This window comes from Megasphaera sp. (assembly GCF_047831605.1).
Lineage (GTDB): Bacteria > Bacillota > Negativicutes > Veillonellales > Megasphaeraceae > Megasphaera > Megasphaera intestinihominis.
The window spans coordinates 1,928,138-1,941,287 of sequence record NZ_CP181255.1 but is presented as its reverse complement, the minus strand read 5'-3'; the positions used below and the strand labels follow the sequence as shown (position 1 = coordinate 1,941,287).

General features: G+C 57.3%; 12 protein-coding genes. 2 read left to right on the top strand and 10 right to left on the bottom strand.

Annotated features, from left to right (window positions below; all coding sequences use genetic code 11):
- Positions 1-2 precede the first annotated feature (2 nt).
- From ACFWUB_RS09345 to ACFWUB_RS09310, 8 genes are all read right to left on the bottom strand, one after another.
- Positions 3-1,373, bottom strand: coding sequence for a UDP-N-acetylmuramoyl-tripeptide--D-alanyl-D-alanine ligase (locus tag ACFWUB_RS09345; RefSeq protein WP_292298588.1), 1,371 nt, complete (start codon positions 1,371-1,373; stop codon positions 3-5).
- A complete protein-coding gene (locus tag ACFWUB_RS09340) occupies positions 1,373-2,878 on the bottom strand; it encodes a UDP-N-acetylmuramoyl-L-alanyl-D-glutamate--2,6-diaminopimelate ligase (protein WP_292299464.1) in 1,506 nt (501 codons plus the stop codon). The genes ACFWUB_RS09345 and ACFWUB_RS09340 overlap by 1 nt, the downstream gene beginning before the upstream one ends.
- Positions 2,879-2,977: 99 nt before the next feature.
- Positions 2,978-3,346, bottom strand: a complete 369-nt coding sequence (gene ftsL, locus ACFWUB_RS09335; protein WP_299721334.1) for a cell division protein FtsL — start codon at positions 3,344-3,346, stop codon at positions 2,978-2,980.
- Positions 3,347-3,385: 39 nt separating this feature from the next.
- Positions 3,386-4,318, bottom strand: coding sequence for a 16S rRNA (cytosine(1402)-N(4))-methyltransferase RsmH (gene rsmH, locus ACFWUB_RS09330; protein ID WP_292260616.1), 933 nt, complete (start codon positions 4,316-4,318; stop codon positions 3,386-3,388).
- 8 nt (positions 4,319-4,326) lie between these two features.
- On the bottom strand, positions 4,327-4,767 hold the full coding sequence (gene mraZ / locus ACFWUB_RS09325; RefSeq protein WP_302491087.1) for a division/cell wall cluster transcriptional repressor MraZ: 441 nt from the start codon (positions 4,765-4,767) through the stop codon (positions 4,327-4,329).
- A 307-nt stretch (positions 4,768-5,074) separates the two neighbouring features.
- Positions 5,075-5,998: a tRNA glutamyl-Q(34) synthetase GluQRS gene (gene gluQRS, locus ACFWUB_RS09320; RefSeq protein WP_020310534.1), complete on the bottom strand. Its 924-nt coding sequence runs from the start codon at positions 5,996-5,998 to the stop codon at positions 5,075-5,077.
- 12 nt (positions 5,999-6,010) lie between these two features.
- The gene (locus ACFWUB_RS09315; protein ID WP_302680932.1) at positions 6,011-8,932 is read right to left on the bottom strand and encodes an insulinase family protein; all 2,922 of its coding nucleotides are present in this window, start codon (positions 8,930-8,932) and stop codon (positions 6,011-6,013) included.
- A gap of 46 nt (positions 8,933-8,978) precedes the next feature.
- Positions 8,979-9,626, bottom strand: a complete 648-nt coding sequence (locus tag ACFWUB_RS09310; RefSeq protein ID WP_302680933.1) for an HAD hydrolase-like protein — start codon at positions 9,624-9,626, stop codon at positions 8,979-8,981.
- A gap of 203 nt (positions 9,627-9,829) precedes the next feature.
- On the opposite strand from ACFWUB_RS09310, the gene ACFWUB_RS09305 reads away from it, so the two are divergent.
- Positions 9,830-11,308, top strand: coding sequence for an aldehyde dehydrogenase family protein (locus tag ACFWUB_RS09305; RefSeq protein ID WP_020310537.1), 1,479 nt, complete (start codon positions 9,830-9,832; stop codon positions 11,306-11,308).
- Between the two features lie 218 nt (positions 11,309-11,526).
- Positions 11,527-12,159 (top strand): exonuclease domain-containing protein, encoded by a 633-nt coding sequence (locus tag ACFWUB_RS09300; protein ID WP_020310538.1) that lies wholly within the window; start codon positions 11,527-11,529, stop codon positions 12,157-12,159.
- A gap of 19 nt (positions 12,160-12,178) precedes the next feature.
- On the opposite strand, the gene ACFWUB_RS09295 is transcribed toward ACFWUB_RS09300, so the two are convergent.
- Complete coding sequence (locus tag ACFWUB_RS09295; protein ID WP_298588256.1) at positions 12,179-12,811, bottom strand: radical SAM protein; 633 nt, start codon at positions 12,809-12,811, stop codon at positions 12,179-12,181.
- Positions 12,801-13,130: a 6-carboxytetrahydropterin synthase QueD gene (queD, locus tag ACFWUB_RS09290; RefSeq protein WP_020310540.1), complete on the bottom strand. Its 330-nt coding sequence runs from the start codon at positions 13,128-13,130 to the stop codon at positions 12,801-12,803. The genes ACFWUB_RS09295 and queD overlap by 11 nt, the downstream gene beginning before the upstream one ends.
- Between the last annotated feature and the right edge of the window lie 20 nt (positions 13,131-13,150).

Sequence of the window (13,150 nt, the reverse complement as noted above, 5' to 3'; positions counted from 1 at the left end):
CATTACTTCCTTTCAAAATAGGGCAGTATTTTTTCCATGGCAAAGCTCCGCGAGCCCTTGAGGAGGACTGTATCGCCATCGTGGAGGAGTTCTTTCAGCTGGCGCGCCGCCTGTTCATGCGTATCCGTCGTATAGACGGCCGTCATGCCTGCAGCTTTCGCCGATTGAGCGATATCTTTGGCTAAATCGCCCATCGTGATGAGGGCATCGAGACTGGTCTGGGCGACGAGGCGGCCAATGGTTTCGTGTTCCCGTTTCGCCCAGTCTCCCAGTTCGCCCATGCCGCCGAGGACGGCGATCTTGCGGCCCTTTGTCAGCAGGTCCAGCGTGCGGATGGCTTCGGCCATGGACGCGGGATTGGCATTATACGTATCGTTGATGAAGGTATACGGCCCGATATGCAGCAGTTCCTGGCGCATGGCCATGCCGTGGTACGATGCCAGGCCGCGCTGTATCTCAGCCGCGCTCAGGCCCGTCAGCTGGCCGACGGCAATGGCTGCCAGGGCATTGTAGACGTTGTGGCCGCCGATGACCGGCACGGAAACGTCGAAAGACTGGCCGGCGCCGCTGCAATGGAAGCGGACGCCCTGCTGGTCGCAGACGATATGGTCTGCCCGTACAGCCGCCTGGTCATCGGTCCCATAGAGGACAGTCTTCCCTTTGCACAAAGCCGTCATCGGGCGGACGAAGGGATCGTCGCCGTTGAGGACAGCCGTCCCCTTTTCATCCAGGGCCTGGACGAGTTCGGCTTTGGCCTTGGCGATATTTTCCTGCGAGCCCAGCAGTTCGATATGGCTCTTGCCGACGTTGGTTACGACGCCGATAGTCGGTTCGCCGATGGCAGCCAGTTCGGCAATCTGCCCTAAGCCGCGCATACCCATTTCTACGACGCAGGCTTCGTGGTCCGGCGTCAGCTGCAAGAGCGTCTTGGGCAGGCCGATTTCGTTGTTGAAATTCTTTTCCGTCTGCAAGACACGGTACTTTTCGCTGAGGACGGTAGCGATCATATTGCGCGTCGACGTCTTGCCGACCGAACCGGTGACGGCTACGACGGGGATGGCAAAGCGGCGGCGGTGGAAGCGGGCCAGGTCCTGATAGGCCTTGAGCGTGTCGGCGGCGACGAAAATCGGCGCCGTCAGCCCTTCATATTCCGGACGCACTTCCGATACGACTGCCCCGGCAGCGCCGGCAGCCAGGGCCTTATCTACGAAATCATGGCCGTTGAAAGACGTCCCTTTGAAGGCGACGAACAACGAACCCTTGGCGATGGCCCGCGTATCCGTGCAGACATCGCTGAAAGACACAGAGGCGGCCGGCTTCAGGAGCCGGGCGCCAGTGGCCTGGATTATTTCTTCGCTAGTAAAAGCAGCCATTATTTATCTCCTCTGTGCAGTGCATGGACGGCGTTGCGCGCTTCTTCGCGGTCATCGAAATGAATGGTCCCGTCGTTGAGGATCTGATACGTTTCATGGCCCTTGCCGGCGATGACGATGATGTCGTTGGTCTGGGCCAGTTCGACGGCGCGGTAAATGGCGTCGCGGCGGTTGACGATGACTTCATGGTGCTGACCCGGTTTCAAGCCTTCCTTGACGCCCGCTTCGACTTCGGAAACGATGGTTTCCGGGTTTTCCGAGCGGGGGTTATCAGACGTGACGATAGGGATATCGGCCAGTTCGGCGCCGATGCGGCCCATGATGGGGCGCTTGGTCTTATCGCGGTCGCCGCCGCAGCCAAAGACGGCGATGATGCGGTTCGGCTTCATGGCCCGCGCCGTTTCCAGAGCCTTCTGCAGGCTGTCCGGCGTATGGGAATAGTCGACGACGATGGCGAAATCCTGACCGGCTTCGACGAGTTCAAAACGGCCCGGTACGGAGTGAAAGGTCTGGATAGCCTTGTCGATAGTGGCTTCATCGACGCCTTCGGCATGGGCTGCGCCGATGGCAGCCAGCGTATTGTAGACATTGAACAAGCCCGTGATATTCATGTTGAGGTGGACGTTGACGAAGGGGCCGACGACATCAAAGGAGGATTTCTTCAATTCGACTTTCAAGTTGGACCCTTTGAGGTCGGCATCCTTTTCGACACCGTAGGTCAGGACCTTGCAGTGGCAGGCCTGGAGGATATCCTTGGACCAGGGATCGTCGATATTGACGACAGCCGTCTTGTTTTCCTTGACGTGGTCGGCAGCGGTCAGGCTCTGGAAGAGCTTGGCCTTGGCGGCGACGTAGTTTTCCATGGTCTTGTGGAAATCGAGGTGGTCCTGGGTCAGGTTGGTGAAGACAGCCGTATCGTATTCGATGCCGGCGACGCGGTTCAAGGCCAGGGCATGGCTGGAAACTTCCATGACGACATGGGTCATGCCCTTTTCCTGCATGAGGGCCAGGAAGTGCTGGAGTTCGACGACATCCGGCGTCGTGTTGTGGATCGGCAGTTCTTCATCGTCGATGAGGGCGTGGATGGTGCCGATGACGCCGACATGATAGCCTGCAGCCCGCAGGATATGGGCGATGATGTGAGTCGTCGTCGTCTTGCCGTTAGTGCCGGTGACGCCGATCATGCGCATCTTCTTGCCCGGATAATCATAAAAGAACGGGACTATGTCTTCCAGGGCATGATGGATGTCCGGTACCTGGATCTGGATAGTGCTCTTGGGCAGGTCGAGGTGTTTCGTCGTCAAGACGGCGACGGCCCCTTTTTCGACAGCCTGGGCTGCAAAGGCGGCGCCATCGACGTGGACACCGGAAATGCAGACGAAGAGATAGCCCGCTTCAATCTGGCGCGAATCCGATGAAATACCGGTGATCACCGTATCGGCACTGCCATTGAGATTATAAATGCCCTTGATCTGTTTACAAAGTTCTCCTACCGTTTTGGTCATAATCATAGGTCCTCCTTGTGACTTCTTTCTGTATTCTCTACAAGCTAAACAACAATGAGGTCGTCGCACGAAGTGCGTCGACCTCTCGGTTTTAAGCAATTATCGACGTTTTCCCCTTGCGGCCTGGTCCGTCTGGCTCCCGTAAAGGATCCGTGACGGTGCTACCATGCCCAGTCGCTTCGTCGCGGTCGTGTAAATTCGTTCCGGTGTTTCCAATTTGGAAATCTCGACGCGCAGTTCATCGTTTTCACGCTGCAGCTGCTGCGTCTCGCGCTTCACCTCCATGAGTTCTCCACTCTGCTGATACGCCCAGGATGTCAGTAGATTGGACACGATCACGATAGCCGCAATCATTCCAATCGGCAGCAGGACGTAAGCCGCCCCCCGCCGGATTGCGTCTACGGCAGCCGTCCGCCATAAGGGTATGCTCTTATCACCATGTATGTTCCCGGCTTTCCTCACCAGCATACGCAACACATCCATTTCCATGATCATAGCCCGTCCCCGTTACTTGCGGATGCCGACGCGGAGCTTCGCACTGCGGGCCCGCGGATTCGTATCCAGTTCTTCCTGCGACGGCAGGATGGGCTGGCGCTTCGCTTTTAGGATGGCATGATGATGGCACGTACAAACGGGCATGTCCGGCGGGCAGATACAATCTGTCGCCAAGAGCCTCAACGTCTGTTTGGCAATGCGGTCTTCCAGGGAATGGAAGGTAATGACGCACAGCCGTCCGCCCGGCTTCAGGCGCTGGGCAGCCTGTTCCAGGGAATCGTGAAGGATTCCCAGTTCATCATTGACTTCGATACGGATGGCCTGGAACGTCCGTTTGGCCGGATGGGGTCCGTCCTTTCGGGCACCGGCCGGGATGGCCTTCTTGATGACCTGGACCAGTTCTTCTGTCCGTTCCAAGGGCTTTTCCCGCCGCGCCTCGACGATGAAGGCCGCAATGCGCTTGGCCCACCGTTCTTCGCCGTAGGTCTTGATGATGCGGTATAAGTCGGCCTGGCTGTAGCCATTGACGATATCGTAAGCGCTGCGCTTCTGGTCCCGGTCCATGCGCATGTCCAGGGGACCGTCCTGCATGTAGGAAAAGCCCCGTTCCGGCGTATCGAGCTGATAGCTGGACACGCCGAGGTCGAACATGACGCCGTCCACCTTTTCTATCCCCAATTCATCGAGCACGTCTGGCAGATAGCGGAAATTCCGCTGTACCAGGATACGCCGGCAGGCCGTATCCTTCAGCCGTTCCGTCGCCGCTGCAATGGCGTCCCGGTCCTGGTCGAGGCCGATGAGCGTCGCTTTAGGCGACAAGCGTTCGGCCAGCGCTCGGGAATGACCACCGCCGCCGAGTGTACAATCGACATAGATCCCGTCAGGGTCGGTAATTAAGTTATCTATGGTTTCTTTACGAAGCACACTGACGTGATGAAAATTCATAATTCCTCCTAAAAGTCCAAGTCCAGGGCATCGTCGAGACTTTCCGCAATTTCTTCCATGACCGGTACGGTCTTGGCAGCATACGCTTCATAAGCGTCTTTGCTCCAGATTTCGACCTTATCCCCTGTCCCCAGGACAGTCACATTCTTGACCAGCTTGGCATAGGCCCTCAATGTCGCTGGAATCAGGATGCGGCCTTGTTTATCGAATTCTACTTCGGCAGCACTGCCGAAGACAAACCGCTTGAAGGCGCGGACATTTTCTTTAGAAGCCCGGAGTTTTTTCAAACTGCCGGCCAACCGCATCCACGCCTCCATCGTATAGACAGAAAGGCAGCCTTCCAAACCGCGGGTAACGACGAACTTTGGCCCTAGTTCGTCCCGAAATTTGACAGGCAAAATAACGCGACCTTTTGCATCGATGGTATGTTCATATTCACCCATAAACATAAGGCCGCAACTCCTTTCACTTTTCACCACATTTTACCACATTTCCACACGCCGTGACAACATAATGGCGAAAAAAAGAAGTTTTGCCTGAAAGTTTCTTCTTTCAGACAAAACTTCTTGGGGAGATTCGTGGTTCGTAGTTCGTAGTCCAAGTTAAAAGTTTACAGTTTGAAGTTTGTAGTGAATAGTTTTAAATTTAAAGCCATCTTCTACAAACTCCGTACTACAAACTATAGAGAAAAGTAACTTCGCATAATGACAGGAACCTGAGTGCGTCTCCTCTGGCGGGCCGCCCTTTGGGCGGCCCCTACAGCATGTTTACGACGATGGGCTCGGTGCGCAATTTGTGGAAATCGCAGCGCCGGACGAGTTCATCCCGGCTATAGCGGCGCCGTTCCGGCACCAGGCCGCCGGCGTAGGCCAGGTAGGATAAGATGTCTTCTGCCGTAAGGCCCCGGTCCCGCAAGGAGCGGATAGTGATGCCGTGCTGGCGCTTGGACAGGCGGTTCCCGACTTCATCGACGAGCATGGGCACATGGGTGTATACGGGCGGCGTATAACCCAACGTTTCCATGAGCCATATCTGCTGGGCCGTCGACGATAACAGGTCTTCGCCGCGCAGGACATGGGTGATGGCCATGGCCCCGTCGTCGACGGAGACGGCCAGCTGATAGGCATACATGTCGTCGGCCCGGCGGACGACGAAGTCGCCGCAGCAGCGCGTCAAGTCTTCGTGGAACGGCCCGTAGACGCCGTCTGTAAAGGAAATGGTCCGTTCCGGCACATGGACCCGCCACGACGGCTTCTTGGTCATCTGCTTCCGCTGGGCTTCGCTCAGGCCGTAGCAATGGCCGTCGTAGACGGTATGCTCGCCGGCATGAGGGGCGCCGACGGCCTGCAGGCGGGCGCGGCTGCAATAACAGGGATACAAGAGGCCGGCGGTTTTGAGTGTATCCAGGGCCGCCGCATAGCGGTCGTATCGTTCCTGCTGGATGTACGGCCCGTAAGGTCCGCCTATGTCAGGCCCTTCATCCCAATCGAGGCCCAGCCAGTGCAGGTCTTCCATGAGGGCCTGGGTAAAGATGGGTTTCGATCGCTGTTCATCAATATCTTCGATCCGCAGGACCAAGGTCCCGCCGGCCTGGCGCACTTGCAGCCAGGCCAGGAAAGCCGACCAGACATTTCCCAAATGGATATAGCCCGTCGGGCTCGGCGCAAAACGTCCGCGCATGGCACTCACATCCTAATCGGGCAGCGAAATGAGGCTGGTGAACAAGTCCTTCGCTTCGCGTATCTTGGCTTCACTGCCCATGACGCAGACATTGTCATCGGCCATGACGGCGCGGATGCGCGGTGCCAGAGCCCGGATGTCGGCGGCCGTCGTCGCCAGCAGCTGGTCCCGGCGCTGCTGAGCAATGGCATCAGTGGTCCCCGTGAAATAGCGGGTCATGGCCTTGGCCCCCCGCAGGGACGGCGTCAAGGGGATGTCGATGCGACTCAAGGTCCCGATGACGTATTTCGTCATTTCCCGGTCAGACACGTCGAAGGATTCCAGATAATCTGCCAGGGCATCGTAGGCTTCGACGCTGGAGCGGAGATTGGGGTCGCGGTACGAGCAGAAGACCATGTCACCGTTGTCATAGAAACGGGTGAAGGCGCCGTACGCCCCGCCCTGGACGCGGATCTTCGTCCACAAGTAGCCGTACTGGAGGATCGTATCGAGGACCATGAGCGAGCCGTCGTAGTCGTAGCCGTGGCTGCGGAAGTTGCCGCCTTTGGCGACGTACTGGACCGTGCCGCTGGTCATGATGCCTTCATTCTTCCGGGACAGGCCGAAATCGCACAAGCCCTGGAGCTTTTCGCCCTGCGGCAGGGCCGTGATCCACGACGACACAGTGTTTTTCGCCGTCTGCCAGTCGTCCCGGCTGGCCGTCACTTCCAGGGTCAGGGCCGAACGGGTGAAGATCTTCTTCATGACCGCAGCGAGTTTGGCGCCGATGGCTTCGGCGTCCGTGTGGATGCGGCTGGCGACATCGGTAATGAATTCGTAGTACGACAATTCCCCGGCGTCGCAGAAGGCTTCGACTGGCGAAACGTAGGACAAGACGCGGTGCATGACGATCGTATGGCCCCGGCGGAAGGCATCCATATCCCAGCCGGCCTTCGTTTCTTCCACGAGTTCGACCAGGCGGTCCTTATTCGTGAAGACCGTATGCAGGGAGATTTCCTTCAACAAATCGACGAGTTTGTCCAGGTTCTGCGTCAGGCCTTTGGCCTTGAAGCAGAAGACCGGCATGTAGTCCTTGTTGTCCGTCCGGTTCGAAAAGGCCGACACGCTGTAGTCGATGCCGCCCGTGTACAAGTCGATGAGCGACGCGATGTCCCCATACGTATGGTCTGTCGTATCCATATCGCCGATGAGGTCGCTCAGCAGGTAGACATAGGAAATTTCTTCCCGTGTCAGGCCGTGGAGGTCGAAGTAGGCATTGACATAAGTAATGCCGTTCGTTTCATCCGGGACATAGCAGACCGGGACGCCGCCTACATCCTGCTGTTCCATGGCAATCGTGTCGGCCTTCTTTTCCAGGTCGTCCCGGGTCAGGGTCGGAATCGTTTCCAGGGCTTCCGGCGAGTCCGGCGTGGCCTGCCGCTTCTGCAGGGCCTGGGAGTCGGCTACGATGGCGTCGATTTCTTCTTTCGAGAGCGAAGCCTTGTAAACAGCCAGCTTGTCGGCCAGGGCCTTGTCGTGCCGTTCGGTCAGGCCCGGTTCCGGTACCAGTGAGATCAGGGCGTAATAGGGATTGTCGAGGATGTATTTCTGGATGAGGCCTTCAAAGTAGCCGTTGTCGATGCCGCGGCGCAACACATCCAGGGAGCCTTCATAAGACAGGGCAGCCAGGGGATCCATATCGTAGAGCCACGTATCCATGCAGCGGATGCCGTAGATGAGGCCCTTCGGGCGGCCGACGAAATCGGCTTCGCGCAGGATGAATTCCGTCCGGTTCAAAGCGCCTGTGAGCAGGGTCTTGTCCAGGCCGTCGCGGACCATGTTGCTGAGGACGTCGCGGACGATGGGCAGGATCTTGTCCTGTTTATCCGGGTCCGAGCCATTGACGGAAATGCCCCACATGGGCTGCAGGAGCCCGTCCTGGAAGTCACCGGAAATATCCTTGCCCAGACCGGCATCGACCAGGGCTTTCTTCAGCGGCGCTGCCGGCGACTGCAGGAGGACGTAGGTCAGGACTTTGAAGGCCATGGCTACCGTCGGGTCCAGGGCGTCGTCGATGACATAGGTCAGGCTGTGCAGCGTCTTGTGGTCCGTCTTTTCTCCCGTGGCAATGCCGTAGGGGAAGGTCTGGACCTGGCTGCCCGGGCAGGCCTGGCGGCCGATGGCCGAATCGATGGTCTGGGCCTGGAACTGGCTCAGGTATTCGCCGTCGATGAAGGCCAGGGTCTGGTCGATATCCATATCGCCGTAGAGGAAGATATAGCTGTTCGACGGGTGATAATATTTGGCGTGGAAAGCGGCAAAGCCTTCCTGCGTCAAGTTCGGGATATCATCGGGGTTGCCGCCCGATTCGACGCCATACGTCGTATCCGGGAAGAGGGCATCCATGACGTGCCGTTCCATCTGCGAGTCCGGTGAAGAGAAGACGCCTTTCATTTCGTTATAGACGACGCCGCGATAAGTCAGCTCGTCGTCAGCCGAGTCGAGATGATAATGCCAGCCTTCCTGCATGAGGACCTGTTTGTCCTTAATCATGTTCGGGAAGAAGACGGCGTCGAGATAGACGTCCATGAGGTTCTTGAAATCAGCAGCGTTGCGGCTGGCTACGGGATACATGGTCTTGTCCGGAAAGGTCATGGCGTTGAGGAAGGTGTTGAGCGAGCCCTTCACCAGTTCGACAAAGGGTTCCTTGAGGGGGAACTTCCGCGAGCCGCAGAGCGTCGAATGTTCGCAGATATGGGGTACGCCAGTGCTGTCGGACGGCGTCGTCCGGAAGGAAATGGAAAAGACCTTATTGTCGTCGTCATTCTGGATATATAACAGGCGGGCACCGGACTGGACGTGGTGCAGCTCATAGGCCTGGCTGTGCAGTTCCGGTACGTAACGGGACCGGTCGACGGCAAAGCCATGGATCATCTGTTTTTCTTGTAACTTCATAAAAATGCTCCTTCATCTCTTATTATATAATGTATTATAGCTAGCATCATGCTTGCAAAAGTAACTGTTTCAAGTCCCCTACGGTCGCTGCCGTGTAATCGGGCTGGAAGGCCTTCCGTTCCGCTTCATCGCCATAGCCATAGGTGACATAAATGACGGGCAGGCCCAATTCGTGGGCGCCGATGATGTCGAAACGGCGGTCGCCGACCATGACGGCGTCGCCCTTTTCCACCGGGCCCAGGCCAGCCAGGATGCGCCGCATAACGTCGGCCTTGGTATCAGTCCCGCCGACGGCCGGTCCGGCAATGGCTTCCACATAGGGAGCGATGCCGAATTTCTGGCAGATCGCCTCGGCATGGACCTGGGGCTTCGATGTAGCGACGAACGAGCGGATGCCCGCTTCCTTCATGGCCTTGAGCATGGGAACGATGCCATCGAAAGCCCGGTTCTCAAACTTGCCGATCGAGCTGTAGCGTTCCTGGAAATAGGCATAAGTCTGACGGGCCTTTTCCGGCGAAAAGCCATAGACGTCTTCAAAGGTCGTCAACAGCGGCGGCCCGACGATAGTATGCTGATCCAGACGGCCTTCTGTCGATTCGCCCATCTGTTCCAGGGCATAGGCGACGGACTTGATGATGCCTTCCTTGGAATCGGTCAGGGTCCCGTCGAGATCGAATAAAACGTATTTATACATGTAACTTCTCCTGTGAAACTATACTTATTGTGTACCCTATCTATTTTAGCCTGCTTTGTCAATATTTGCAATCATTTATACAGGGCAAAGACCGTGAAAAAATTCCCATTGTTGACCGTTTTAGTATACTTATGGTATAATGACTTTACATTAACAAAGAATCATTTTCTCTTATGTCCATTACGTAGAAAGGAAGTGTCCTGATGAAAAATGTCATCCGCCCCTCTTACGATTTATATATCAATGGCCGCTGGGTCCCGTCCAGCGACGGTTCTACCTTTAAAGCCATCAACCCTGCCAACGGTGAAGTCCTGTCGGTCTGTGCCGAAGCGACGCAGGACGACGTCAACGCCGCTGTCCGCGCCGCCCAGGCTGCCTTCCCGGCCTGGAAGAACGTATCGCCCCGAAAACGACAGGCCATCCTCTTGAAAATCGCCGACATCATCGATAAGAATGCCGACACGCTGGCCCTCATCGAAACCTTGGACAACGGCAAGCCCATCCGGGAAACGAAGGCCGTCGACATCCCGGCAGCAGCCGACCATTTCCGCTACTTCGCCGGCGTCGTCCGCAGCGAAGACGGCCGGGCGTCGACCCTGGACGACCACACGCTGAGCCTGGTCATCCACGAACCGATTGGCGTCGTCGGCCAGATCATCCCGTGGAACTTCCCCTTCCTCATGGCCGCCTGGAAACTGGCACCGGCCCTGGCCGCCGGCTGTACGATCATCCTCAAGCCATCGAGCACGACGTCCCTCAGCGTCCTGGAACTGATGCACCTCCTGGAAGGCGTCCTGCCTGACGGCGTCGTCAACGTCATCACCGGCAAGGGCTCCCGGTCGGGTCAGTACATCCTCGACCATCCGGATATCCAGAAACTGGCCTTCACGGGCTCTACGGAAATCGGCCGCGGCGTCTACAAAGCAGCCCAGGAAAAACTCATCCCGGCGACACTGGAACTGGGCGGCAAATCGGCGAATATCTTCTTCGACGACTGCGATTGGGACATGGCCATGGACGGCGCCCAGCTGGGCATCCTCTTCAACCAGGGTCAGGTCTGCTGCGCCGGCTCCCGCATCTTCGTCCAGAAAGGGATCTACGACAAGTTCGTCGCCGAACTGGCCGAACGATTCAACCGCGTCAAAGTCGGCCTGCCCTGGCTGGAAGACACGCAGATGGGCGCCCAGATCGACGGCCGTCAGGTCGAAAAGATCCTCAGCTACATCGAAATCGGCAAGCAGGAAGGCGCCCGCCTGGTCTGCGGCGGCGAAAAGGCAACCGCCAACGGCCTCGACAAGGGCAATTTCATCAAACCGACGATCTTCGCCGACGTCACCAACGATATGCGCATTGCCCAGGAAGAAATCTTCGGCCCTGTCGTCTGCATCCTGCCCTTTGAGACGGAAGACGAAGTCATCGCCCTGGCCAACGCCAGCGAATACGGCTTAGGCGGCGCCGTCTGGACGCGCGACATCAACCGGGCCCTGCGCGTAGCCAAAGGCGTGGAAACGGGCCGCATGTGGGTCAACACCTACAATGCCCTGCCGGCCGGCGCACCTTTCGGCGGCTACAAGCTCTCCGGCATCGGCCGCGAAACGGACAAGACGACCATGCGCCATTACATGCAGACCAAGAATATCTTCATCAACCTCTCGGAAAAGCCCAGCGGCTTATACGAATAAGTAATCACGAAAGGACACTTCTCCTATGACAGCAAAAAAATCATCTCCCTCCTGCTCATGCTGCTCCTGGCCTGTACGGCCGTCTACGGCTTTGCCACCGTCGACCGGCCGGCTCCGCCGCAGGCTGCGACCGGTGCCAGCACCAAGAAATAACGATTGACAAGGACCTCCTTTCTTCCTATAATAAAGCCATTGCAGAGAAGAAAGGAGGTTTTTCCATGAAAAAGTTACTGTCGAAGAAAGAAAAAGCCCGGCGCCAGAGCATCCGCCGGTCACCGCAGATCAAACAGGCCATCCGCCGCCTCGACCCGGCGCGCATCCTGACGCTGGACCTGGAGACGACGGGCCTCACGGCCGACGCCGAAATCATCCAGCTGTCCATCATGAACGGCTGCGGCGACGTCCTCATGAACCGCTATTTCAAGCCCCTCTACACGGAACGCTGGGATGAAGCGATGGAAGTCAATCACATCACGCCGGAACAGGTCGCCTGTGAAGACCCGTTCATCCTCTGGGCCGACACGGTCAGCAGCCTTTTCATGGATGCAGACCTCATCGTCGGCTACAGTACCTTCAACGACATTGCCAAGCTCCACGCGTCGGGCGTCGTCCTGCCGGACAAGGACATCTACCTCGACCTGGCCGAAGCCTTTTCCCTCATCCATTACCAGGAAACGAAGACCATCACTTATGAAAAGCTCATGAACTGCGCCGCCCACTACGGCTATCACGGCCGCAACTGGCACGACAGCCTGACCGATACGGACGCGACGCTCTTCTGCTTCCAGCACATGCTCGACGACGACCAGGCCATCTTCAAAAAACGCCGTTACCCGCAAATCAGCGGATAACGGCGTTTCGTCGTCCCAGCTAGACGCCCCGGTCGTCGGGGTTCCAGATGATCTTATGGAGTTGAAGCTGCATGTGCCAGTCCGTCAGACGGTGTTCCTTCATGAACTCGACGATGCGCCGCGGCTCGATTTTGCCGAAGACGGCGCCGACGTAGACGGCACATTTAGGCCGGTACAGCCGATAGACACCCAGAGCCTGGCGCAGGTCGGCTTCGTCGCCGACGACGAACTTCAGGACGTCCTGAGGCCGGAGCTTCTCGAAGTTCTCCGGCAGCATGCGATTGGCCATGTCCGAAGACAGGCTCTTATAATCGACAGTGAACCAGACGTGGTCGTATTTGAAATACGGCTCGATGTCCATGCTGCCATTGGTCTCGATATTGACGCTGTGCCCTTTGAGCCCTTCCAGGAGTGCGTGGATGTCCTGGCACAGCGGTTCGCCGCCGGTCAGGGTGACGTTGGGATAGGACACTTGGGCGATGATATCGGCAATGTCCATGTGCCGGCCTTCGTTAAAGGCATAGGCCGTATCGCAGTAAGAACAGCGCAGGTTGCAGCCGCAGAGGCGGATGAACGTCGCCAGCTGACCGGCTTTCTTGCCTTCGCCGTCGATACTGTCGAAAATCTCGTTGACACAGAGGCTATAATTCATAAGTGGCCACGTTCCCTTCGCTTTCCTGGACCGTCACTTTGACACAATGGGGAACGGTGTCGCAGATCCACTTGGCGATATTTTCCGCCGTCGGATTGAAGTCGAAGACATCGTTCAGATTCTGATGGTCCATCTTGGCGTGGACCATTTCCTTGATTTTCTTGAAATCGACGACCATGCCGTTTCGGTCCAGTGTTTCGGCCTGGCAGGTCACAGAGATGATCCAGTTATGACCGTGGAGATGCTCGCACTTGCTCTCATAATCGAGGACCAGGTAATGGGCAGCGGATATTTCCATCCGCTTGGTTACAGTATACAAAAGGCGTTCCTCCCTTGCCG